Genomic DNA, 22679 nt, shown 5'->3' with positions numbered 1-22679 from the left:
GTTTGCCTAGTGAAGTTCACCGAGATTGCCTACGGTTCCGACCTCTACCGCGAGAGCCTGCATTTGCGCGAGCAGGTGTTGCGCGCCCCGCTCGGCCTGACGCTGAGCGCCTCGGATACTGCCGGTGAGCATCAGCAACGGCATTTCGGCATCGTGCAGCAACATGCATTGCTGGCCTGCCTGGTGGTCAAGACCGGGCAGCAGCCAGTGGCGAAGCTGCGGCAAATGGCCGTAGCCCCTGCCATGCAGGGCCGGGGATTGGGCAGGATGCTGGTGGATGCAACAGAGCTGTGGCTGCGCCAGGCCAAGTTTGACCAGATCGTATTGGATGCGCGCGAAACCGCGATCGGTTTTTACCAGTCATTGGGATACCGTGCCGATGGCCCCGTGTTCCAGCAAGTGGGCATTTCCCACCGTTGTATGCACAAGCGGCTGGCATGACCGTGCATGGGTTAATGATGGTTGCTGGAGCCCTGCCGTGCTAGCATGACGCATCCGCTGCCATGAGCAATGGCGCTGTCACCGCGGCTTGCCGCATTTCATTTGTTAACGACCTGAATACAAGCAATTGATTACACCTGAACGCCTGAAGTACCTGGCACTGGGCATGCTCATCCTGTTGGTCGCCGGCATTTTTATCGGAGGGGAAGCGCCCGGCGCAGGGTCGTTGTTCCCGCCGCCTTGGGATAAAGTCGTGCATTTCTTCGTCTTTGGCACCATTGGGGTACTCGCGGGCCTGGCGTTTTTACGGCTGCCGCTGGTTGCCGTCTGGATCATCGTGGTGGCGCTGGGCGCTGCCGATGAGCTGCACCAGCTGTTCATCGAGGGGCGGCAGGCCGGCCTGGACGACCTGCTGGCCGATGCGCTGGGAGGGTTGGCCGCGTTGCCGGTAATTGCCCTGTTACGGCGCTGGCTGGGCCAATATTCTTGATCCATATTGGTGACCCGGGCGAATAGCCTTGTTTGCGCCATGGTGTCATGAGGGCGGCGCATTCTTTACAATACCGGTATGGCCCCTGACGTTTCTCCCTACCCGCTCCGCAATATTGCGTTCCTGAAACTGCTGGCTTTCCGCGTCAGCATTACGTTCTCCTACCAGATCATGGCGGTGGTGGTGGGCTGGCATATCTACCAGATCACGCGCGACCCTCTGTCGCTGGGCCTGATCGGCCTGGCCGAGGTGATTCCTTATTTCTGTACCGCCCTGTTCGCCGGCTACGCTGTCGACCATTATTCGCGCCGCATGTTCGGCGTGATGGCGAGCATCGTGCTGGTGATCAACGCCCTCGTGCTGGCCGGGATCGCGGCCGGGTGGTTGTGGCACCCCAGCGAGTCGTCGCAATTCATCTATCTCTCGATTGCCTGCGTCGGTTTTGCGCGCGCTTTCATCGGCCCATCCTATAGCGCCCTGTTTGCGCTGGTATTGCCGCGCCAGCAATTCGCGCGTGCGGCCAGCATCGGCAGCTCGGTATTGCAGACCGGGCTGGTGCTGGGGCCGGCGATCGGGGGCGGTGTGATCGCCCTGGCGGGCATCAGCACGGCTTACGCCTGTTCCGCAGTGTTCGCAGGGGTCGCCGTCGCCACCATGCTGAGCCTGAAGGTGAAGACGCCGGTTGTCGAGGCGGATGCCCCGGTGTTTGCCAGCATCGCCCAGGGCTTGCGCTTTGTATTCAGCAACCAGGTCATGCTGGGCGCGCAGGCGCTGGACATGTTTGCCGTATTGTTCGGCGGCGCGGTCGCCATGCTGCCGATGTTTATCCATGACGTGTTCCAGCATGGCCCTGAAGGCCTGGGCATCTTGCGCGCCGCTCCCGCGGTGGGCGCGATAGCCACCGGAGTCTGGCTGACGCACCATCCGGTCAATCGCCGCGCAGGGCGGATATTGCTGGTGGCGGTGGCCGGGTTCGGACTCAGTATCATTGCCTTCGCCTTGAGCAGGAATTTCTGGCTCGCGGCATTCCTGCTACTGATTTCCGGCATTTGCGACGGCGTGTCGGTGGTGGTGCGGACGACCATCATGCAGTTGGTCACTCCGGATGAAATGCGCGGCCGCGTTTCCGCGATCAACGGCATATTCATCGGTTCCTCCAATGAACTGGGCGCCTTCGAGTCGGGAATGGCGGCCAGGCTGATGGGCTTGATCCCTTCCGTCATTTTCGGTGGGGCGATGACGATTGCGGTGGTGGGCGCGGTGGCGCGTTTTGCGCCCAGGCTACGCCGCCTCAACATGCGCGACTTGCACTGACCCCTGAAGGACGGCCAGCTGCCTAGCGTTGGGTAGGGAAATGCGCCGGCTCGCTCAAGGCCTGCACAATTTCGTCGTACACCAGGCGGATACGCTCCGGCACCGGGCCGCGGCGCGGACGGTAGACATTCAAGTCCCAGGCCGGCGCCACGAACTCGTCAAGCACGCTCACCAGTTCTCCGCTTTTGAGCTGCGGTATCACCAGCGGGGCGCCAATCTGGGCAAAACCGACGCCGTCCAGGGCAAGCGACACCTCGCTATCGGAATCGTCGGTGATGAAGCTGGCCTGCCTGGGATTGATCTGCTGCCCGTCGGCAAAGAACCAAGGCCAGTTCTTCCCGCTGCTCTTGTCGACTAGGGCGATGGTGGGGACGTGATGCAAATCTTCCAGTTGCTGCGGCGTGCCCACGCGTGCCGCCAGCGCTGGCGTGGCAACGACGAGGAACGATACCTTGGCGAGCGAGCGGGCGACAAAACTGCTGTCGCGCAGCAATCCCACGCGCACCCCGATATCAATCTGCTGTTCGACCACGTCGCTGTGCATGTCGGAGAGGCGCAAGTCGATGGTGATATGCGGATGCTCCCTGGCGATACGGCTCAGTATGGGTTGCAGGAAACGCCTGCCAATCACGACCGGGGCGGTGATGCGCACCACGCCGCTTATTTCCCGCTCCTGCCGCTTGCCGCTGGTCATGAACAAATCATCCACGCCGCTGATGGCCTCGCGCCCGCGCAGGGCCAACTGCTCGCCAAACTCGGTGATGCGTATCTGCCGCGTATTGCGGTAGAAAAGGGGTTCTCCCAATAGCGATTCCAGCTCCTTGACCGCCCGGGTTACCGCCTGCGGCGAGATGCTGAGCCGGGCGGCGGCCTCCTTGAAGCTGGAGGCTTCCGCGGTGGCGCAGAAGATGCGCATCATTTCCAGGCGGTTGAGCATAACGGTTCCGGTTGAAAGTCCAGCCCTCATTATTCCATAAAATGGAATTCTAAAATGAGCATATTTCCATTTATAGAATAGGGGAATTTGCGCATACTCGGCATATCCCATTGATAGTAAACGATATATTTGTTTGTATATAGCGTTTGCCGCTTGCAAAAAAAGAAAGGAATTCACATGGTAACGCTGGACATCAACGGCAAAAGCCAGCAGCTCGATGTGCCGAACGATATGCCCTTGCTGTGGGCGATCCGCGATATCGCACAGTTGACCGGGACCAAGTTCGGCTGCGGCATGGCCCTGTGCGGGGCATGCACCGTGCACTTGGACAGCGAGCCCGTCAGGGCTTGCGTCACCCCGGTCTCGGCCGCGGCGGGCAAGAAAATCACGACGGTCGAGGCCGTGGGCGAGGACAAGGTCGGCAAGGCGGTGCAGGCGGCCTGGTTGGAGTTGGGCGTCGCCCAGTGCGGCTATTGCCAGGCCGGGCAGATCATGTCGGCGACCGCGCTGCTGCGTTCTACGCCCAATCCCACGGACGAGGATATCGACGAAGCCATGAGCGGCAATATCTGCCGCTGCGGCACTTATCCGCGCATCCGCGCGGCGATCAAGCTTGCCGCCAAGGAGGGTGCGAAATGAGCCAGGAACTGGTATTGGACTTGCCGGACCTCAGCCGCCGTCGCCTGCTCAAGGGCATGGGCCTGGTGACCGGCCTCGCCCTTACGATCGGCGTCAACGGCCTGGTGCGCGCAGCAGTGGGAGAGCCCAAGAAATACGGCGGCGACGCCATGCCGGGCGGCCTCAAGGAGGACGTGCTGGTATTCGTCTCCATCGGTACGGACGGCATCGTCAATATCGTCGCGCACCGCTCGGAAATGGGCCAGGGCGTGCGTACCAGCCTGCCCTTGGTGGTGGCTGACGAGCTGGAAGCGGACTGGGCGCGGGTCAACGTGGTGCAGGCCGAGGGCAACGAGGCGCGGTATGGCAACCAGAACACCGATGGCTCGCGCAGCATGCGCCACCACTTCGAGCCCATGCGCCGCATCGGCGCCACGGCCCGCATGATGCTGGAGGCCGCCGCTGCCGCCACTTGGGGCGTGCCTGTCGGCGAAGTGCAGGCAAGGCAGCACCAGGTTGTCCACAAACCTAGCGGCAAGACGCTGGGTTACGGCGAGCTGGCGACGGCCGCGGCCAAGATTCCCGTGCCTGCGAAAGCGCAATTGAAGCTCAAGCCGGCTTCGGAGTTCCGCTACATCGGCAAACAGAACACGCGCAATATCGATGGCCGGAAAATCGTCACCGGCACCACGCAGTACGGCATCGATACCAGGCTGGAAGGCATGCTGTATGCCGTGGTGGCGCGGCCGCCGGTATTCGGCGGCAAGGTGAAGTCCTTCGATGCCAGCGCCGCGCTCAAGGTACCGGGCGTCGCCACGGTCATCGAGCTGCAAAGCGGCAGCCTGCCGCCATTGTTCCACCCCCTGGGCGGCATCGCGGTGCTGGCGAGCAATACCTGGGCCGCCATCAAGGGACGCGAGGCGCTCAAGATCGACTGGGACCACGGCGCCAATGCCGCTTACGACTCGCCCGCCTTCCGCAAAACCCTGGAGGATGCCGCACGCAAGCCCGCCAAGGCCGTGCGCAACAACGGCGATGCAACGGGCGTGCTGACAAAATCCAAGCAGACTTTTGCCGCCGAATATTACCAGCCGCATATTGCCCACAGCACCATGGAGCCGCCGGCAGCGACCGTGCGCATCGTCAACGGCAAATGCGAGGCCTGGGCATGCGTGCAGGACCCGCAAGCGACAGTGACCGCCTTGGCAGGCCATCTCGGCTTCAAGCCGGAAAACGTCCGCGTCAACGTCACCTTGCTCGGTGGCGGTTTCGGCCGCAAATCCAAGCCGGATTTCGTGGTGGAAGCCGCCCTGCTTTCCCAGGCGATGGACGGCAAGCCGGTCAAGGTCACCTGGACGCGCGAGGACGATCTGCACCACGACTATTTCCATACGGTTTCGCTCGAGCGCATCGAGGCCGCACTGGATGCCAAGGGCGTGCCGACAGCATGGCTGCACCGCACGACGGCGCCCACCATCGCCTCGACCTTTGTCGAGAACGCCAAGGGCGGCGCGCCGTTCGAACTCGGCATGGGGGCGGTGAACCTGCCGTTCAACATTCCCAACATGCGGGTCGAGAGTCCAGAGGTGCCCGCGCACACCCGCATTGGCTGGTTCCGCTCGGTGTCCAATATCCCGCACGCGTTTGCGACCCAGTCCTTCGTGGCCGAGCTGGCGCACAAGGCCAAGCGCGACCATCGCGATTACCTATTGGACCTGCTCGGTCCCGCGCGCAAGGTCGACCCGGACAGCATCTCCGATAGCTGGAACTACGGCGAGTCGCCCGAGCGCTACCCGCTGGATATCGGGCGCATGCGCCACGTGGTGGAGCTGGCTACGCAGAAAGCCGGCTGGGGGCGCAAGCTGCCCAAGGGCCATGGCCTGGGCCTGGCGTTCTGCTACAGTTTCGTCACCTATGTTGCCGCCGTGGTCGAGGTCGCGGTGGGCGATGATGGCGAGATCAGCATCCCGCGCGTGGACATCGCCGTGGATTGCGGCCCGCAGGTCAACCCGGACCGTATCCGCTCGCAGGCGGAGGGAGCTTGCATCATGGGCGCCAGCCTGACGCTCACGGGCGAGATCAGCTTCAAGAACGGCGTTGCCCAGCAGAGCAATTTCCATGAGTACCAGGTGATGCGCATAGAGGAGGCGCCGCGCGAGATTCGCGTGCATCTGGTCGAGCACAAGCTGGATGTGCCGCTGGGCGGCATCGGCGAGCCCGTGACGCCGACGATCGCCCCTGCGATCTGCAACGCCATTTTTGCCGCGACAGGCAAGCGCATCCGTACCCTGCCGATCCGCGACCAGTTGAAGGCATAAGCATCATGCATGCCCCTGAGCAGGAAGTGCTGGAACATGCCATCGCCTGGTTGCAGGCGGGCCATCGCGTGCATCTGTGCACCGTGGTGCGCACCTGGGGTTCGTCGCCGCGCCTGCCGGGCGCCATGCTGGCGTTGCGGGACGACGGCCAGTTGCTGGGCTCCGTTTCCGGCGGCTGCATCGAGGACGAGCTGAGCGACCGGGCGCGCCACGGCCGCCTGCCGGAGGTGAATGGCTTGCTCGAATATGGCGTCAGCCGCGACGAGGCGCAGCGGTATGGCATTCCTTGCGGCGGCCGGCTGCAGATTTTCGTCGAGCAGGTGACGGATGCCGATGCTCTGCGGCCGGTCCTGGAAAGCCTGCGGCAACGCAGGCTGTTGCGTCGCTCCGTGCGGCTGGGCACCAGCGAGTCCATGCTTGGCGAGGCCATGCCGGGCGCCGTGGCCTGCTTGGAGGATGGCTGGTTCCACCATTATTTCGGCCCGCAATGGCGCTTGCTCGTCATCGGCGCCAACCAGCTGGGCGCCATGCTCGCCAGCATGGCGCAGGCGCTGGAATTCAATGTACTGCTGTGCGACCCGCGCGAGGAAATCCGCGCGCAATGGCAGGTCGATGGCGTGCAATGGTGCGAAGGCATGCCCGATGATGTGGTGCTGGAGATTGTGCCTGATGCCTATACCGCGATCGTGGCGGTGACGCACGATCCCAAGCTCGACGACATGGCCTTGCTGGAAGCGTTGCGCTCGGAAGCCTTCTACGTCGGCGCGCTCGGCTCCAGGCTCAACCAGGATAAGCGCCGCGAGCGCATGCGCATGTTCGACCTCCACGAAGAGGAAATCGACCGTCTGCATGGCCCGGTAGGCTTGCCGATCGGCAGCCGCACCCCGGCCGAAATTGCCGTCGCGATCCTGGCCGAGATCATCCAGATCCGCTCGCAGCAGCGTGCGGCGGCGATCACCAGCCAGTCGATCGCGAATGCGCTGTCGGCAGGCAGCGCTTGCGCCAGTTGAGAGGCGCGACAAAACTCCCCTGGCGTCGTTGCCCTGTCTTGCCATACTGGTTCTGATACTACCTGGAGCAAAGCGCGTTGCCAGGACCGCTTCGCTGAGTTCTGTCAGCTGCTCTAATGAGCGCTAAACCATGCCGCTAGATTGCTTTTGGTTTCTGCCTGTAGGCTTGCTCCGGTCAGATTTGCGGCAATAAGCGCTGCAATTCTTCCCAGGTGTCGAAGTCCTGCAGAATGCCTGGATCCTCGCATTCCAGTAGCCGTATCTCTTCTGCATGGCGGCGTAGCACCGAGCGTGCGCCCTCGTCGCCGCTCAAGCTCGCCAGCTCGGCAAAAAAACGCCTGCCGAAGCCTACCGGGTGCCCGCGCAACCCATGGTATGCAGGCGCTGCAATATGGGCGCCTGCCGTGAGCTGCCCGGCAACGGCGGCAATAGTCTCCGGGCGGATGAACGGCATATCCGCCAGCGCTACAACGACGGCATCCGGAGGCGCGGGCCATAAAAGGACATGCCGCACGGCGGCAGCCAGGCTGTCGGCCATTTCCTGTTGCTCGGGCTGGCAGACGAGGACTTCCAAGCCGATGCCTGCAAGCAAGGTGGCAAGCTCGGGAGTCTCGGGCCTGACCACGGCAAGGCTCTCGGGCAAGGCCGCGAGCAGGTGTTGCGCGGAAACGATTGCGGTCGGCTGTCCCGGCTGTAACGGGTAAAGCAGCTTGTTGCCATGGGTGAAGCGACGGGAGTGGCCGGCCGCCAGCAGGATGCCGGTAACGTTCATGTAATGCCCAGTATCAGCGCTAACATCCGTCGGTAGCCATGTGCGATATGCCCAGGCGGGCGACCTCGGCCACATCCTTGCTCAACAGCAGGTTAGCGTCCTGGAGCGCGTCGAGCGAGAACCACCCTGTCTCCAGGGCATCGTCGGCGGGAACCGGCGTGCCTGAAATCCACCGGCATAGCACCGCGATCAAGATGAAATGCTGCGGGCTAGAAGGCTGAGCATCGCCGGAGAATGCATCCAGCGCCGTCAGGACACTGATCGCCTTGCCCTCGATGCCGGTTTCCTCGAGCAGCTCGCGGGTGGCGGCCTGCTCGATGCCCTCGCCGGCATTGATCTTGCCGCCCGGGAATCCCCAATAGCCTGCATCAGGCGGGTTTGCGCGCCTTACCAGCAATACCTCGCGGTCATGGACGACGACGGCAATGGCAGCGGGAACCGGGTAAGGCATCAACGCGGCGGGGATTGATTGGCAGTGACGTCATGCAGGTCGGCAGGTCTCACCAGGATGCGTCAGGCGGCCGGTTCTGCGGGATTCTCTTCGGGAGGAGTGGCGGCTGGCGCTGCTTCCGGCTTGGGCTTGCGCGGCTGTTTGCGTCGCGCTTCCAGGGAGCGTGCCTGTGCGGCATCGCGTGCCGTGACCTCTCCTGCGGGGTTGCCTTCGAGGTCGACTCGAGGAGCCCCCTCGACGATGCTGGCCCAATAGCGCGTGCCGCGGCACCAGGTCTTCACCGCATCCGTGATCGCGGCTTCTTCCAGGCCGATTTCCTTGGCTTTCGCTAGCAGTTCCTGGTGGATGCCGATCTTGAGCGGTAGCTTGGGCGCGGGGTTCTTGGGGAATGTCTTGGGAAAGTGCCTTTGCAGCCTGCCTATGCTGAGCACCACGGGGTCGACCGGGTTCTCCTTCTCCGGCTTGCGCGGCGCGGCGGCTCTTGGCTTTGCCTGGGGCTTGGCCGGACGTTCCGTCTTGGCCTTGGCTGCCAGTTGTTTTTTCAGTTCTGCGAGTTGTTCGAAGCCCATGATGGTGTTTTGGAAACAAAAACGGGATTCTACTACTGAAAGCCGGGTAGCCAGAAGGTTATTGCATTCCCCGGCGTTGCAATCTTGCTTGCTCTGTCCGCAATGCTGCATATCCCGGCGGAAAGCGCATGTCAGGCTTCTTGTACCTGTGTATCCAGTGCCTGCTTCAAGCGGTAGATGAATTCCCTGCGCACGCTGCTCTTTTCCGATGGCCTGACCTGGAAGCGCGCGCGCAACACGGCGGTTTCGTGGTCCATCTGGTCGACGCCGGCCACTTCGAGGTCGCCTTCAATCTTGTTCTGGTAGGCTTCGTCCGCACGCAATTGTTTGCCGATTTCACGCATGGTCTGCAGGATGCGGCTGAAATCGCTGGCGATCGGCACCTTGATGTCGATCACGGCGTAGGCAAAGCCGCGGCTCATGTTGCTCACGGTGGTGATGACGCTGTTGGGGATGAAATGCACGGTGCCTTCATAGTCGCGCAGGCGGATGTGGCGCAGGGTGACCTCTTCTACTGTGCCTTTCTTGCCTGCGGCTTCAATTGAATCGCCCTGGCGGATCTGGTTTTCCAGCAGCATGACCAGGCCGTTGAAGTAATCTTTGACCAGGCTCTGCGAGCCGAAGCCGACGGCCACGCCGACGACACCGGCAGCGGCGAGCACCGGAGCGAGCGAGATGCCGAATTCATGCAGGACCTCGATCACGGCAATGCTGCCGATCACGGTGGAAGCGATATAGCTGATGACGCGTCCCAGGGTCTCGATGCGCTTGAGCTCCTCCAGGTTCTGCTGCGCATGCGTGCGCAATCTGCCCTTGAGCAGGCGGATCGCCTTGTTGCATAGCTGCACGAGGATGATGGCTGCAAGGACGATGAACAGGATGCGCAGGCCGGACAGGATCAGCGGGATGATGTTCTCGGGAACGCCTAGGGAAGCGAGGAATGATGGCATGGGTTTCCTTTTCTAGTTTAGAGCTGTAGCCAATAAAATCCGAGCGGCGGGATCTCGAGCCTGCCGCTCTTGGTGGATAGCGATTTTCCACTGTAGAGATCCTTGGCCTCGCGGTGCTCGAACAGGTTGACCGCCTCGAGCTCGCCGAGGTTCATGATTTGCGGCGAGACGTCGAAATTGACGGTCACGAGCACGCGCGAGTGCAGGCCCCGCGATGTGAAGCGCAGGAAGGTGAACAGGTGCGGGTTGCTGGTCTCGAATATCTCGCGGTTGTTGAGGTCGGCAAACGCGGGAATTTGCTTGCGCACGGCCAGTATCCTCTGGATAGCGGTAAAGATGCGGTTTTCCACCGTGCCCGGCTCGTGGCGGCGCGCGGCCTTGTTCCAGTCCAGGGTGGGGCGGTGCACCCAGCGGCTGTCGTGGTGCTTGTTCTCGTCGTCCAGGTAGGTGTTGTCGTTCAGGGTGCCGATCGAGTCCCCGTAGTAGAGCAAGGGAATGCCGCCGAACGAGGCGATCATGCTGTGCAGCAGGATGATGGTGCGGATGCTGACGTCGATGGCATGCTCGTCATTCTGCAGCAGCGCGGTTTCCAGCCCTGCCAGCGAGGCCAGCGAGCCCGAGATGCGTGCGTCGCCGGTCTTGGGGTTGACGCCGAAAGCCACGCCGGTGGCCGTGGAGTCGGGATAGGCGCCGGTATAGTAATCGACCATGAAGCGCCGGTGCGCTTGCGGGTCGTAGCCGGAGGCACGGATGTCGTTGTCGTCGAAACCTAGGCCGATGTCGTCATGGCAGCGCACGTAGTTGAGCCAGGTGGCGCTGTCGAGCTTGGTGGGCAAGCTGCGCAGCCCGCGGTTGAGCAGCAAGGTCTTCTTGGTGGCGACGGCTTCCCACAGCAGGGCCATGTAGGTGGCGTTGTAGGCGATCTCGCATTCCTTGGCGTTGACGGCATCCTCGCCGAAATACTTGATGATCTCCAGCGGGGCGACAATGGCCTCGGCGATGAACAGGGTGCCCGGCGCCGTGACCTGGCAACAGTCCTTCATGAGCTGGAGGATGAGGTGCGCCTCGCGCTCGTTCTGGCTGGCGCTGCCGATCTTCTTCCAGAGGAAGGCCACGGCGTCGAGCCGTACCACGTCCGCGCCGTGGTTGGCCCAGAACAGGATGATGTCGATCATCTCGATGAAGACTGCGGGGTTCTTGTAATTGAGGTCCCACTGGAAGTTGTTGAACACCGTCATCACCCAGCGGCCCATCTGTTCGTTCCAGGTGAAATTGCCCGGTGCGGTTTCGGGGAAGACCTCGGGCATGGTCTGCTCGAACAGGTCGGGGATTTTCCGGTCTTCGTAGGTGTAGTAGTACTCCTGGTATTTCTTGTTGCCCTTCTGCGCCTTCAGCGCCCATTCGTGTTCATCCGAGGTATGGTTCACCACGACGTCGAGCACCAGCAGCATGTCGCGGCTGCGCATGTCGGCGCTCAGGGCGTCGAGGTCCTCCAGCGTGCCGTATTTGTCGTCGATCTTGCGAAAGTCGCGCACGGCATAGCCACCGTCGTTGCGCCCCTTGGGGCCGTCGAGGATGGGCATGATATGGACCAGATTGATGCCCAGTTCCTGCAGGTAATCCAGTTTCTCGTGCATGCCTTTCAGGCTTTGCGCGTATTCCTGGCAATAGAGGGCGTAGCCCGCGAGTTTCTGGCTCAGGAACCAGTCATGGTCCTTCTCGCGCGCCAGGTCGCGCTGGCGGAATTCCTGGGGGCGGTTGACGTATTGCTTCGCCATGACGGCCACCAGCTTGTGCATTTGCAGGCGGAAATCGCGCCGGTCGCCATACAGCTGGTGGAACAATGAATGGATCGCGTAGAAATTGGCGCCCAGGCGGATGTAGAAGTGCTTGAGGTCTTCACACCCCACCTTGGGGTCGAGGCCGATCAGGATATCGTTCAGTAACGAGTGGGATACTTGTTCATACATGCCGGTTCACTTTCTCGCGATGAGGGGTGATGCTACTGCTCGTTAACGGGTATGGGCTCGATTTCATCGAAGCGGTAATGGGCGATGCCCTCGAGGATGCCGGCCGCATAGCTGCCCTGGGCGAAATAGACTTGTTCCATGCCGCGCAGCTTGTCCAGCTCTTCGCTATGGTTGCCGACCACCACGCCCAGCGTGTCTCCCACCAGCATTTCGTGGTCGTTGCCCGAATCCCCTGCCACCAGGAAGTGCCGGACCGGCACGCCCCACTTGTAGGCCAGGTAGCGGATGGCATGCCCCTTGGAGGCGCGGATGGGCAACAGGTCGAGGAACTCGTTGTGCGAATAGATCAATTGCGCGAACAATTGCTGGTCGCGCAGGCGGCGGTTGATTTCCTCGACCGGCAGCATCTTGTCCGGGTCCGCGATGTAGCTGAGCTTGAACTCCCGTTGGTTCTCTTGGGATTGCAGCGTCAATCCCGGGAAATCCTTCATGGCTTCCTCCAGCGCGTCCCGGCGCCATTTGTGGCGGATATGGTTGGCCCAGCCGGTATCGGGGATCAGGCGCGCGCCGTAGTGGATCTCGCTGCCGACGGAAGTGATCAGCACTTCCGGGACGGGGACCTGCCATTGCTTGAGGATATCGACCGCGCTATCGATGGTGCGGCCCGTGGCGATGCCGAAGGCGAACTTGCCCTTGCGCTCCTTGAGCCAGTTCACCAACTGGCGCAGCGAGCGCCTGTCGCCCAACAAGGTGTTGTCGATGTCGCTGATCAGCGCGGAATTGACCAGCGGCATGTAGGCCTTGCCCGAATCCAGCGTGATGACCAACTGGCGGCGCCAGCGCTTGCGGTCTCGCCGCAACACGTGGCGCACCTGCTTCATGTAGGTGTTCACATGGGCCGGCCAGTTGTAGTGGCGCCTGATGCCTGCCAGGCCGTTCTTGGCCCAGGTGCGCCAGCGCTTCTTGTCCGACAGCACTTCCTGCAGGGCTTCGGCGACCGCGCCGCTCTCCAATGTGTTGGCGAGCAGGCCGCTACGGCAGTTCTGCACGATGTCGCGCGGGCCGCCATCGTCCGGCGCGACAAACGGCAGGCCGCTGGCGGCGGCCTCGATCAGCGTGAGGCCGAACGGCTCGGTGAGGGCCGCGTTGACGAAGACCCCGCGGCGGCGCGCTGCGAGGCGGTAAAGCTCGGGGATATCGTCCTGGGATACGTGCTTGGGAATGGCGACCTTGCCCCACAGGTCGTAGCGGTCGATATCCAGCAACAATTCCTGCATGACTTGCTGCTGCGACTCTTCCAGGTCGCGGATGTCGTCGCGGGTGCCCGCCACAATCAGCAGATTGGCTTGCTGCTGCAGTTCCGCGCTTTCGCCAAAGGCGGCGATCAGGCCCTTGAGGTTCTTGCGAACTTCCGGACGGCAAATGGTCAGGATCAGCGGCTTGTCAGGGTCGGAAAAAAAGCGGTCTATGCTCTCCTGCAATCCGGAAGAGATTTTCCTGCGCCCTGGCGGCGAGAAGCGCGTGGTGTTGGTGCCGGGTGGAATAACGCGAAAGCGCTGGTGGTCGAAGTGCCGGTACAGGCTGTATTGCTCGTCAATCTCCTGCTGCGTGCTGGTGATGATCATGGAGGCGTGCTCAAGTACGGCTTCCTCCGCGGCAATCCGGCGTTCGAAATTGAACTGGCGCTCTATGCTGGACGCCTTGCGGCCCGAGGCGAGCAGGCGCTCGCGCTTGGTGTGGCCGAGGGAGTGCCCGGTATGGACCTGGGGGATGCCGAGCAACAGGGATAGCTGTTGCCCGACATAGCCCGCGTCGGCATAGTGGGTATGCAGCAGGTCGGGCAGCCGCCCGCCCTGGCTGCGCAGAAAATGCAGGCACTGGTCCACCATCTGATCCAGGTGCGGCCACAGCGATTCCTTGCGCAGGTAGCGCTTGGGGCCGCAAGGCAGGCGGACGATACGGGCATTGTGCTCGAGCTGCTCCTCGGGAATGCTGTAGTCTTCCGGCAGGCTGTCGTCATCGATGCGGCGCGTGAGCAGGTCGACTTTTTCCACCAGCGGGTGCTTGCCCAGCGCGCGCGCGAGTTCGACCACATAGGTGATCTGGCCCCCGGTATCGGCATCGCGACCCAGTTCCAGATTTTCCGAGCGGATCAGCCCATGCATGCTGATCATGAGGATGTAGATAGGGCGTTCGTCCGGAGCGCTCATAGCTGCCACTCCTGCTTGTACGGCGCATAGAACTCCATCGAGGACGGCGCGGCCCCGCGTACCCCGCAGAGTGCGGCGGCAAACTGGTTGGCGCGCCCGAGGGTCACGTCGGCAGGCCAGCCCTTGAGTATGCCGAGGATAAATGCCGAGGCGAACGCATCGCCGGCGCCCACCGTATCGACAAAGGTCTTGGGCGGCTCGGTGCCGTCGACGGTGATGATCTGCCCGGCCCCGTTCATCAGCCATCCTCCTTGCTCGCCTTCCGTCACCAGCAGCAGGTCGAGGTTGAAGCGCTTGATCAGCGCGGCGGCATGTTCATGCGGTGTGCGTCCAGGCAGCCGCAGCATTTTCACCAGCGTGGCGAGTTCCTCGTTGTTGAGCTTGACGAGGTCGGCGCGCAGCAGGGAACGGCGCACCGTATGCTTGTCGTACCAGGGGTCGCGCAGGTTGATGTCGAGAAAGCGCGGGCTGGTGCCGTAGTTGAGGAAATTGTCCACGGCCAGGCGCGATTCCATATTACGCTGGGCCAATGTGCCGAAATACACCAGGTCGGGCTTGGTCGCCATGGTGACCATGTGCGTCACCCCGGCATGGATGTAGTCATAGGCCTGGGAAGGCAGGATCTCGAACTGGTGCCCCTTGGGAGAGATGTGGACCTTGACCTGCCCGGTGGGGTTGAAAGGGTCTACCTGCACGCCGCTGGTATCCATGCCCAGGCGCTGCATTTCGTCCAGCAGCTCGTGCCCGAGGTCATCCTGGCCAATGCGGGTGATCATGACGGGATGCAGGCCAAAGGCCTGCAGGTGGCGGGCTACGTTGAACGGTGCGCCGCCCAGCACGCTGCCGTCGGGAAAGACATCGGCGAGCACCTCGCCGAAAATGGCAACCGCATGGCCGTTGTTTTTCTTGAAGTCGCGTTGAGGTAATGCCACTGCTGCTCCTTTATTTATTATGTAGAGCGGCTGACAAAACTGATCGGTCGCATTGCCTTCCCGCCGTTGACGATCGGCTGGCTAGGCTGCCAGGCTGAGTTTTGTGAGTCGCTTGTCCTGAGCGTAAGGCGTTTTCACGCGCGGCAAGCGGTTAGCGTTTTGAGTCAGACCACGGCTATCTTGCTCCAGTCGCCGCCCGCTCCATCGAGCAGCCGCGCAAGGGCCTTGCTCTTGCTACGGTAGTTGTCTGTATTGGCTTCCCAGCGTTGCTTGACCGACTTGTGAACTGGCCCAGAGATGGTACGGACATGCTCTTCGCGGGCCAGGTAGATACCTTTGCGCTCATTGTGTTGCTGGTCATGTGCATCAGGTTGGATGGCATTCTTGAGGTGAGGTTCAAAAATTAGTCCGCTTTGTTCCGCTTCCGCGATCATCCACTGGGCCGCGCAATAGCTTAAACCGGGCTGAGGGTATCCGCCGCCGATATCGGAATGTACCCCTGCGAACCAGACTTGCTTCAAGTCCAGCTCAGGTTTCTCGCTCCACAATGTCGGCTCGAAATCCTTGCGGTTTTCATCAATCGACACGGCATGGCGGGCATGCAGGATGATCTTGCTGGGCTCGGTATCGTGGAACAGGAATTCGCGCTCGCCCAGCGTGCCCCAGAACGGGATGGGGATGCCCAGCGCTCCTACCGTATCCCAGACGCCGACGAATTCGATGTAGGTGATATCCGCCACGGCGTAGGCCTGGCGGAATGCGGTCGCTTCCGGCGCGCTGGGGCCGCTGTTGCGCGAGCGCTTGCGGTAGAGCTTGTAGGCTTCGCCGATGCGGCCCGCATGCTCCCGCCTGAGCAAGCCGCTGTTGCGGATGAAGCCAGCCAGCGAGCGCACGGTGTAGGCGCCGCGGCTGAAGCCGAAGAAATACAGCTCGTCGCCTGGATCGTAGTTGTGCACGATGAAGCGGTAGCAATCCATGATGTTCTTGTCTATCCCGGCGCCGGTGATGCCCGCGGTGATCTTATTCCCGTCCGACCCTATGCCCCAGTCGTAGAACGCCACCTGCTCTGTGCCGCCCGTGCTCGGGCTGACCGCCTGCGCCATGTGCAGCACGTTGGTGGGTTGGGATTGCTCGGGCGAATTCCAGGTGCCGTCGGCAAAGATCGCGATCCTTTTCATGGTTGCTACCTTTACAAGGTGCTGTAATTATAATTATTTTGTTATGTTAGATAATTTCTTCTGATATTTTAATAATTTTCCAGGGTAACCTGGGCAGTGTCATATCAATAGACTGACACTATTCTTGAATAAGGAAATATAGAGCCGTACATTAAAAAATTTGTATTCCAAGCATAATCATTTTTAAAATTTAATCCAACTTAACATTAGAGGAATAGTAATAAATAATAAGAATTTTCAAGGGGGAACGAGGTATGGATAATATTAATCCTATCCGTCGCTCGGAAATTATGAGGCGCGTACGCGCCCGGAACACCATGCCTGAGATGATAGTTCGTAGAATGGTGTATGCCATGGGTTATCGTTATCGACTTCATGTCAAGAATTTGTCTGGCAAACCGGATCTGGTGTTTAAATCACGTAAAAAGATAATTTTCGTTAATGGATGTTTTTGGCATCGCCATCAAAATTGCTCTTTGGCGCGTCTACCAAAATCGAGGAAAGAATTTTGGTTGCCGAAATTAGAAGCTAATCGCCAACGTGATTTGAAAACCGAAATCGTACTTCGAGAGATGGGGTGGGGAGTTTTGACCATATGGGAATGTGAGCTTGGCGATACCGACAAGCTAAAAAATAAGATCAAGGAATTCCTCGATGCGTAGCGTTGAACTTTTCGCGGGGGCGGGCGGACTCGCTATTGGTATGGCGAATGCCGGCTTCCATCACGCCGCAGTGGTTGAATGGGATCATGACGCATGTGAAACCTTCCGGGAAAATCAGCGCCACCACGCCCATGCGGTCGAAGGTTGGCCGGTTCATGAGGTTGATGCGCGCACGTTCAATTTTTCATCTCTAGCATCAGATATCGCTGTCGTTTCCGGAGGCCCCCCATGTCAGCCATTTTCCATGGGAGGAAAGCATCAAGCGCAGCGCGACGAGAGGAATATGTTTCCGGAAGCTGTTAGAGCGGTCCGCGAACTCATGCCCAAAGCCTTCATATTCGAGAACGTAAAGGGATTGATGCGAGAGAGCTTCACCTCCTATTTTTCGTATATCCATCTTCAATTGCAGTACCCCGAGCTTTCTCGTTGCAAAGGAGAAAATTGGGTACAGCATCGGTCCCGACTGGAACGGCATCACTCATCGAACAAGAAAGCTCCAACATATAACGTCCTGTTTGACGTTCTGAACGCAGCGGACTTCGGAGTACCTCAAAAACGAGAGCGCGTTTTCTTTGTCGGGTTTCGATCTGATCTGGGGGCTGAATGGTCATTCCCGCAAAAGACGCATTCGGAAGATGCTTTGCTTGTCTCCAAGTGGATTGAGGGAACTTACTGGGATGAGCATGAACTGGATAAGGGGCGTATGAACCACATCCCAACGCGCTATGTCCGGAGAGTGCAACGTCTGCGTGATAACCCATCCCTGTTGGGAATATCTCGTTGGCGCACAACCCGTGATGCATTGCGCGATCTCCCGGACCCCGAAACCCATCCGAACAATGGCATAGCGAATCACGTATTCACACCGGGAGCACGTACCTATGTGGGTCATACCGGGAGCGCTCTTGATGATCCCGCCAAGACATTGAAGGCTGGATACCACGGTGTTCCAGGGGGAGAGAACATGTTCATCAAGGACGATGGAACCGTTCGCTACTTCACTGTGCGTGAAGCGGCCCGGTTGCAGACATTCCCTGATGAGTACGAGTTCCATGGCTCCTGGAGCCAGACCATGCGCCAGTTGGGCAATGCTGTCCCGGTGCAACTGGCCGAGGTTGTGGCTAGTTCAGTGGCGAATAGCTTGATGCGATGTGAAGCCAATGAGAGACGCGCCACCTGTGCAACGGTTGATGGAAGATAAGGAGCGATATGACTGCCACTGAGTTCGATTTAACCCCTGATCCCCGAGTTCTACAAATCCTTGGGGAGATCAATCTTGATCAATGGAAGTGTCTCGCCGAACTAATCGATAACAGTGTCGATGCCTTCATCAACGCACGTCGAGATGAGGTCCAGGTCGAGTCTCCATCCGTTGTCATCAGTCTGCCCACCCAGGACAAGGAAGATGCCAGCGTGACCATTCGAGATAATGGTCCAGGTATGACTCTGGATCAGTTGGAGCGTGCCGTCCGAGCAGGATGGAGTGGCAATAACCCGTTGGACAATCTTGGGTTGTTCGGCATGGGTTTCAATATCGCGACCGCTCGCTTGGGGATGGTTACCGAGGTGTACACCACGCGGGCGGGTGACAAGGAGTGGACCGGTCTTCGTATCGACCTCAACGAGCTGCGTCGGACTCGAACTTACCAAACCCCACGACTGACCCGGCCGAAGTCGGATTCCGCCGTCCATGGGACCGAGATCAAAATTCTCCGGCTCAAGACCGATCAACGAATTTATTTCTCGAAAAGCGCGAATCACAACAAGATCAGACGTCAGCTTGCGCGCGTATATGCACCGCTATTGCTTTCAAAGGACGCGGCATTTTCCTTGCAAATCAATAATCAGAATATCCAGGCTAAACGTCCCTGTCACTGGAATCCGGACCGTTCGGTGCTTGGCGGTGATGGGAAACCTGTACATGCGGTGGAAACATTTGACGTTGAGCTGCCGTCGCGGCACTACTGTCTCACGTGCATGTTGTCCTTCTCTGGCACGCAGGGGTGTCCAACCGCGAGCCCCGAGTGCAAAACGGTTGAACTTAAGCGTCGATTGCATGGTTGGGTGGGGTTGCAACGATACATGCATGAGGAAGATTTCGGCATCGACATCATCCGAAATGGACGTGTTATCGAGGTGCAAAACAAGGATCTATTCGTCTGGAGCGGAGGCGAACGACCGGAGCGCGAATATCCGATCGACGACCAGCGTAACCGCGGCCGGTTCATTGGCGAGATTCACTTGGATCACTGCCGCGTAAGCTATACCAAGGATCGTTTCGAGCGTGATGACACATCATGGTCGGAGATGGTGACCTTGGTCAGAGGTGAAGGCCCCTTGCAACCGCAGAAGGCGAAAGCCTTGGGGTTCGAGCCTCAGTCCGCCCCCCTGTATCGATTGTTCCAAGCGTTTCGTAGAAGCAGCCCGCAAGGCAAGACTGGGCGTTGGTCACGCATCCTGGCGGTTAAGAACAACGAACGCGCCATCGAAATGGCGGACTTGTTCCACAAGGGAGATCCCGAGTACCAAACCGACGAGAAGTGGTACGAACTTGTCGAGGAAGAGGATCGTGGCATCGTTGGTGCGACGCCAACAGCTTCCGGTCCGGGATCGGCCTCACCGGAGGTGCCGGCTGGGTTTCTCGACGATGATGGGGAAACGCCTTTGGAAAGTGAAGGGGCGTCTCTGGCATCCGAGGCTGGGCCTCCAACTCAGAACGTGCCTGCCCCACCACCGCGGCAGAAGTTGCACGAATTGTCCCGAGTTTATAAGCATCCTCTCCTCAAGGTGGAGTTTACGGTCGAGGCGTTCATGGTTGCCTCGAACGATCCCGACCTGCCTCCCAAGGCACCTTGGACCTTAAAGATAGAGGACCCCGGCACCAGAACCTTCCTCTTTCTCTTCGATCCCGACCATCCCGTTTTCCGCTCGGTCACAATGACCCCCACGGATGCTGTGCTATCCGAGTTGGCTTTCAAGACCTACGAGTTCCTAAAGGAGGCCAGCCCGAATTCTGCGGTGTTCTCCACCATTCTTTCCGACCTGAGAGGTGAGTACGCCGAGGATGCGAAACTCGATCCGAAGAGCATCATCTCCTTCGCGGATAGGTCGCTCCGCGACATCGCCCAATCGATCAGCGCATCCGGTAGCGTCGATTCATTCGGAGCGTTGTTCTCTGAGTTGCCACAAATGGCGCAGGAGAAGATCAGGCGGAAAATCGCCTCGTCCGGAATGACCAGCGCCCAGGCTGTGATCGATGCCGGCGAATTCCTCTCTTACGCCGAGGCTGCGGATATCAAACAATTCGTTCGTCGCCATCCGGAACTCTTCTTCGATGGAAAATTCTGGGCTCAGCCTCACTCTTCTTTGGACTATGGTGACGCCAAGGTGAACGAGGAAGCTCGTGAGAGAGTGCTGGAGCGCTATGACGCCTATCTGGCGGATGCCGTTTGGCTTGCTTCGCAAAGCCCGCGGGATCTTGACCGCTGTGATCGCGACGAATTGATTCGAGCGACGCTTTCCGTGCGGCTACTGGGGCAGGACGGAAACATCTGACATGGAGGGCTATTTCCTCGACTCCCGCCGTCTGCTGAATGGTTCATGGCGAGCCTTCGAGCGCGATGTGGCAAGACTCTTGGTTCAGAACGCTTTCGAGGATGTTCGCATCGTCGGCGGTTCCGGGGATCGTGGGGCTGATGTACTCGGAGTCAAGAATGGCAGTCTCTGGGTCGTTCAATGCAAATTCACCAGCGACAGCTATCCCGACCCCCATGCCGTTGACGAAGTTGTTGAGGCGTCAAAGTTCTACGAAGCTGATCGACTCGCTATCGCCACATCGCGAGCATTCGGTCCCGCCTTGAACGCGGCGATCGATCGGTGGGCACGATTGGGGATTCGGATTGAATCCCTTCCTCCGGCGACGTTACTGGAGATGATGCGCCGCAGTCCCGAGTATCCCAGGGCGCGACGAGATCTACGCGACTACCAGGATGATTGCGTTCAACGGTTGAGTGCGGCTCTGCGAGAAACCGGCCGAGGGCAACTGGTACTCGCCACGGGCTTGGGAAAAACGGTTGTGATGGCTGAAACCACCGCCCAGTTATTGCGGGACGAGGTCATTGACTCGGGACGAGTGCTGGTGCTGGCCGATAAACGTGAACTGGTCGAACAACTGCAAAGAGAGTTCTGGCAGCAATTACCCAAGAGCATCCCCACTCATCTACTGATTGGTGGGGAGCAACCTACTTTCTGGGACGGCATCACGTTCGCCACGGTTCAGAGCGTTTTGCCGCGGCTCGGTAATCTTCCCGAGTTTGGATTGGTTTGGATTGACGAAGCCCACCACATCGGATCGGAGAGTTTTCGTCGTGTCATCGATGAACTGGGAGCGCCAATGGTTGGTGGAGCCACCGCCACACCGTGGCGAGGCGACCATTTCGACATCGACACCATCCTTGGACAGCCTGTAGCCAAGATCGGTATCGACGAGGGGTTGCGCAGAGGATTCCTTTGCGAAGCGGACTATCGTCTGCTTGCCGACAACATAGATTGGGAGTTCGTGAGGAAGCAATCAAGAAATGAGTATTCAATTAAAGAACTTAATACTCGCCTTCTCATCCCGACTCGTGACGAAGAGGCGGCGAGAGTTATCGCGGATACTTTCAAGAAGGAATCCCGTCGCAGCCTGATCGTGTTTTGCGCGGGTGTCGAGCATGCGAGATCCTTCTCGGCCATGCTCAAGCTCTATGGTTTCCGGTCGGCCCACATCACCGGGGAGATGGACCCTCGTGATCGGGAGAAAACAATGGCCGGGTTGCGTAGAGGAACAATCAACGCGGTGACGACGGTGGACATCTTCAATGAAGGAGTCGATGTTCCCGATGTGGATATGCTCGCTTTCATGCGAGTTACCCATAGCCGCCGCATATTCGTACAGCAACTCGGCCGCGGGCTACGCTTGGCGCCGAACAAGGACAAAGTGGTTGTGTTGGACTTTGTCAGTGACCTGCGTCGAATCTCCGAGGTTATCGACCTCCAAAAGTCCATATCGGGTGATGTCGAGCGCCTCGATCTCGTCGAGCGCATTGTCCAATTCTCAGATCATGGGGCCGGCCATTTCATGTTCGAGTGGTTGCTTGATCAAGCCGATCTGTTCAATCGGGAGGGGGATGCGAAATTGGAGTTGCCTGAGTTCAACTTCCCCTTGCCACCTTCTCCGGGAGCGGTTCAATGAGCATGGCCGTAGCCAAGGATGTTCGGGACAATATCCGGAAAAAAATATGGGACAAGGCTGATGAATTGGGCTGGCCAGGACTGTCCGATATTGATCGCGCGACCTGGTATGAAAACTGGTCGAAGGACAAGGACATTGGAGGAGTTCTGGCGCATTTTATGGACTCCCGCAAAGTGCGGGTGTATATCAAGGATTCTCTACTGAAGCCATATTTGCGAACTCGTTTGAAGGATGGTATGAGAAGTGTTTTTCTGGCGGCAGGATTTGGTAAAGATATAGTAGAAAAAAGTATTTATGACAAGCCTAATGGTCGATTACTAACAGATGGAAAAATTATTTGCTGGGGATATAGTAGAGATTGGAAAGCAATTGTTATATCAGTGTTTGAACGAGCATATTGTTTTGAGGCGGGTATTCCATATGCTGCTATATTGATTGAGTCTGGTGGAACCAAAGACACTGAGAAAAGGGAACTAATTTGTGAAGCGGGAAAGCGGTTAGGGTTAGAAAAGATTATTTGGATAGAAAATATTGAGGATTGCTTGCTTGGTAAGAAATAAAATTAGCTTGTGGTTTTAATGGATACTAACCATTTGGCTTATTGTCATAGAAGGCTTTAAAGAA

Annotated in this window: 20 protein-coding genes; 11 read left to right on the top strand and 9 right to left on the bottom strand. The window is 59.2% G+C overall.

Going from position 1 to position 22679, the window contains the following annotated elements:
* Nucleotides 1-9: 9 nt before the first annotated feature.
* From ACW4YW_RS06390 to ACW4YW_RS06380, 3 genes are all read left to right on the top strand, one after another.
* Nucleotides 10-441, top strand: coding sequence for a GNAT family N-acetyltransferase (locus tag ACW4YW_RS06390; RefSeq protein ID WP_457136812.1), 432 nt, complete (start codon nt 10-12; stop codon nt 439-441).
* Nucleotides 442-568: 127 nt separating this feature from the next.
* The gene (locus ACW4YW_RS06385; protein WP_457136811.1) at nt 569-931 is read left to right on the top strand and encodes a VanZ family protein; all 363 of its coding nucleotides are present in this window, start codon (nt 569-571) and stop codon (nt 929-931) included.
* Nucleotides 932-1009: 78 nt separating this feature from the next.
* On the top strand, nt 1010-2245 hold the full coding sequence (locus ACW4YW_RS06380) for an MFS transporter (RefSeq protein WP_457136810.1): 1236 nt from the start codon (nt 1010-1012) through the stop codon (nt 2243-2245).
* 22 nt (nt 2246-2267) lie between these two features.
* Here the strand turns inward: ACW4YW_RS06380 and ACW4YW_RS06375 are convergent, their stop codons facing one another.
* On the bottom strand, nt 2268-3182 hold the full coding sequence (locus tag ACW4YW_RS06375; RefSeq protein ID WP_457136809.1) for a LysR family transcriptional regulator: 915 nt from the start codon (nt 3180-3182) through the stop codon (nt 2268-2270).
* A 177-nt stretch (nt 3183-3359) separates the two neighbouring features.
* On the opposite strand from ACW4YW_RS06375, the gene ACW4YW_RS06370 reads away from it, so the two are divergent.
* The 3 genes from ACW4YW_RS06370 to ACW4YW_RS06360 are packed head-to-tail and all read left to right on the top strand — an operon-like array spanning nt 3360 to nt 7128.
* Nucleotides 3360-3821: a (2Fe-2S)-binding protein gene (locus tag ACW4YW_RS06370; protein ID WP_457136808.1), complete on the top strand. Its 462-nt coding sequence runs from the start codon at nt 3360-3362 to the stop codon at nt 3819-3821.
* Nucleotides 3818-6118: a molybdopterin cofactor-binding domain-containing protein gene (locus ACW4YW_RS06365; protein ID WP_457136807.1), complete on the top strand. Its 2301-nt coding sequence runs from the start codon at nt 3818-3820 to the stop codon at nt 6116-6118. The genes ACW4YW_RS06370 and ACW4YW_RS06365 overlap by 4 nt, the downstream gene beginning before the upstream one ends.
* 5 nt (nt 6119-6123) lie before the next feature.
* Entirely contained in the window at nt 6124-7128 is a 1005-nt protein-coding gene (locus tag ACW4YW_RS06360; protein WP_457136806.1) for an XdhC family protein, read from the top strand.
* Between the two features lie 175 nt (nt 7129-7303).
* Here the strand turns inward: ACW4YW_RS06360 and ACW4YW_RS06355 are convergent, their stop codons facing one another.
* The 8 genes from ACW4YW_RS06355 to ACW4YW_RS06320 form a co-directional block, all read right to left on the bottom strand.
* Nucleotides 7304-7900 (bottom strand): nucleotidyltransferase family protein, encoded by a 597-nt coding sequence (locus tag ACW4YW_RS06355; RefSeq protein WP_457136805.1) that lies wholly within the window; start codon nt 7898-7900, stop codon nt 7304-7306.
* 19 nt (nt 7901-7919) lie between these two features.
* A complete protein-coding gene (locus ACW4YW_RS06350; RefSeq protein WP_457136804.1) occupies nt 7920-8351 on the bottom strand; it encodes an NUDIX hydrolase in 432 nt (143 codons plus the stop codon).
* A 62-nt stretch (nt 8352-8413) separates the two neighbouring features.
* On the bottom strand, nt 8414-8920 hold the full coding sequence (locus ACW4YW_RS06345; protein ID WP_457136803.1) for a ProQ/FinO family protein: 507 nt from the start codon (nt 8918-8920) through the stop codon (nt 8414-8416).
* 131 nt (nt 8921-9051) lie between these two features.
* Entirely contained in the window at nt 9052-9870 is an 819-nt protein-coding gene (locus ACW4YW_RS06340; RefSeq protein ID WP_457136802.1) for a mechanosensitive ion channel family protein, read from the bottom strand.
* Nucleotides 9871-9887: 17 nt separating this feature from the next.
* A complete protein-coding gene (locus tag ACW4YW_RS06335; RefSeq protein WP_457136801.1) occupies nt 9888-11840 on the bottom strand; it encodes an amylosucrase in 1953 nt (650 codons plus the stop codon).
* A 32-nt stretch (nt 11841-11872) separates the two neighbouring features.
* Nucleotides 11873-14050 carry an HAD-IIB family hydrolase gene (locus ACW4YW_RS06330; RefSeq protein WP_457136800.1) on the bottom strand — a complete coding sequence of 726 codons (2178 nt, stop codon included), beginning with the start codon at nt 14048-14050 and terminating at the stop codon, nt 11873-11875.
* Nucleotides 14047-14982, bottom strand: a complete 936-nt coding sequence (locus ACW4YW_RS06325; RefSeq protein WP_457136799.1) for a carbohydrate kinase family protein — start codon at nt 14980-14982, stop codon at nt 14047-14049. The genes ACW4YW_RS06330 and ACW4YW_RS06325 overlap by 4 nt, the downstream gene beginning before the upstream one ends.
* A 164-nt stretch (nt 14983-15146) precedes the next feature.
* A complete protein-coding gene (locus tag ACW4YW_RS06320; RefSeq protein WP_457136798.1) occupies nt 15147-16160 on the bottom strand; it encodes a DUF2235 domain-containing protein in 1014 nt (337 codons plus the stop codon).
* 254 nt (nt 16161-16414) lie between these two features.
* Between ACW4YW_RS06320 and ACW4YW_RS06315 the strand changes: the two genes are divergently transcribed.
* The 5 genes from ACW4YW_RS06315 to ACW4YW_RS06295 are packed head-to-tail and all read left to right on the top strand — an operon-like array spanning nt 16415 to nt 22615.
* Nucleotides 16415-16822, top strand: a complete 408-nt coding sequence (locus tag ACW4YW_RS06315) for a very short patch repair endonuclease (RefSeq protein WP_457136797.1) — start codon at nt 16415-16417, stop codon at nt 16820-16822.
* The gene (locus ACW4YW_RS06310) at nt 16815-18023 is read left to right on the top strand and encodes a DNA cytosine methyltransferase (RefSeq protein WP_457136796.1); all 1209 of its coding nucleotides are present in this window, start codon (nt 16815-16817) and stop codon (nt 18021-18023) included. The genes ACW4YW_RS06315 and ACW4YW_RS06310 overlap by 8 nt, the downstream gene beginning before the upstream one ends.
* An 8-nt stretch (nt 18024-18031) precedes the next feature.
* A complete protein-coding gene (locus ACW4YW_RS06305; protein ID WP_457136795.1) occupies nt 18032-20377 on the top strand; it encodes an ATP-binding protein in 2346 nt (781 codons plus the stop codon).
* A gap of 1 nt (nt 20378) precedes the next feature.
* Nucleotides 20379-22055 carry a DEAD/DEAH box helicase family protein gene (locus ACW4YW_RS06300; RefSeq protein WP_457136794.1) on the top strand — a complete coding sequence of 559 codons (1677 nt, stop codon included), beginning with the start codon at nt 20379-20381 and terminating at the stop codon, nt 22053-22055.
* Nucleotides 22052-22615, top strand: coding sequence for a hypothetical protein (locus ACW4YW_RS06295; RefSeq protein WP_457136793.1), 564 nt, complete (start codon nt 22052-22054; stop codon nt 22613-22615). The genes ACW4YW_RS06300 and ACW4YW_RS06295 overlap by 4 nt, the downstream gene beginning before the upstream one ends.
* Nucleotides 22616-22679: the final 64 nt, after the last annotated feature.

The sequence above is a fragment of the Methylobacillus pratensis genome (assembly GCF_054072455.1).
This window is presented reverse-complemented; position numbering and strand designations above follow the sequence as displayed.

What these genes read in the sequence shown, in the direction of transcription:
- ACW4YW_RS06380 (WP_457136810.1), top strand. Translation starts at nt 1,010, where the DNA reads ATGGCCCCTGACGTTTCTCCCTACCCGCTCCGCAATATTGCGTTCCTG.
- ACW4YW_RS06375 (WP_457136809.1), bottom strand. Translation starts at nt 3,182, where the DNA reads ATGCTCAACCGCCTGGAAATGATGCGCATCTTCTGCGCCACCGCGGAA.
- ACW4YW_RS06370 (WP_457136808.1), top strand. Translation starts at nt 3,360, where the DNA reads ATGGTAACGCTGGACATCAACGGCAAAAGCCAGCAGCTCGATGTGCCG.
- ACW4YW_RS06365 (WP_457136807.1), top strand. Translation starts at nt 3,818, where the DNA reads ATGAGCCAGGAACTGGTATTGGACTTGCCGGACCTCAGCCGCCGTCGC.
- ACW4YW_RS06360 (WP_457136806.1), top strand. Translation starts at nt 6,124, where the DNA reads ATGCATGCCCCTGAGCAGGAAGTGCTGGAACATGCCATCGCCTGGTTG.
- ACW4YW_RS06355 (WP_457136805.1), bottom strand. Translation starts at nt 7,900, where the DNA reads ATGAACGTTACCGGCATCCTGCTGGCGGCCGGCCACTCCCGTCGCTTC.
- ACW4YW_RS06350 (WP_457136804.1), bottom strand. Translation starts at nt 8,351, where the DNA reads ATGCCTTACCCGGTTCCCGCTGCCATTGCCGTCGTCGTCCATGACCGC.
- ACW4YW_RS06345 (WP_457136803.1), bottom strand. Translation starts at nt 8,920, where the DNA reads ATGGGCTTCGAACAACTCGCAGAACTGAAAAAACAACTGGCAGCCAAG.
- ACW4YW_RS06340 (WP_457136802.1), bottom strand. Translation starts at nt 9,870, where the DNA reads ATGCCATCATTCCTCGCTTCCCTAGGCGTTCCCGAGAACATCATCCCG.
- ACW4YW_RS06335 (WP_457136801.1), bottom strand. Translation starts at nt 11,840, where the DNA reads ATGTATGAACAAGTATCCCACTCGTTACTGAACGATATCCTGATCGGC.
- ACW4YW_RS06330 (WP_457136800.1), bottom strand. Translation starts at nt 14,050, where the DNA reads ATGAGCGCTCCGGACGAACGCCCTATCTACATCCTCATGATCAGCATG.
- ACW4YW_RS06320 (WP_457136798.1), bottom strand. Translation starts at nt 16,160, where the DNA reads ATGAAAAGGATCGCGATCTTTGCCGACGGCACCTGGAATTCGCCCGAG.
- ACW4YW_RS06315 (WP_457136797.1), top strand. Translation starts at nt 16,415, where the DNA reads ATGGATAATATTAATCCTATCCGTCGCTCGGAAATTATGAGGCGCGTA.
- ACW4YW_RS06310 (WP_457136796.1), top strand. Translation starts at nt 16,815, where the DNA reads ATGCGTAGCGTTGAACTTTTCGCGGGGGCGGGCGGACTCGCTATTGGT.
- ACW4YW_RS06305 (WP_457136795.1), top strand. Translation starts at nt 18,032, where the DNA reads ATGACTGCCACTGAGTTCGATTTAACCCCTGATCCCCGAGTTCTACAA.
- ACW4YW_RS06300 (WP_457136794.1), top strand. Translation starts at nt 20,379, where the DNA reads ATGGAGGGCTATTTCCTCGACTCCCGCCGTCTGCTGAATGGTTCATGG.
- ACW4YW_RS06295 (WP_457136793.1), top strand. Translation starts at nt 22,052, where the DNA reads ATGAGCATGGCCGTAGCCAAGGATGTTCGGGACAATATCCGGAAAAAA.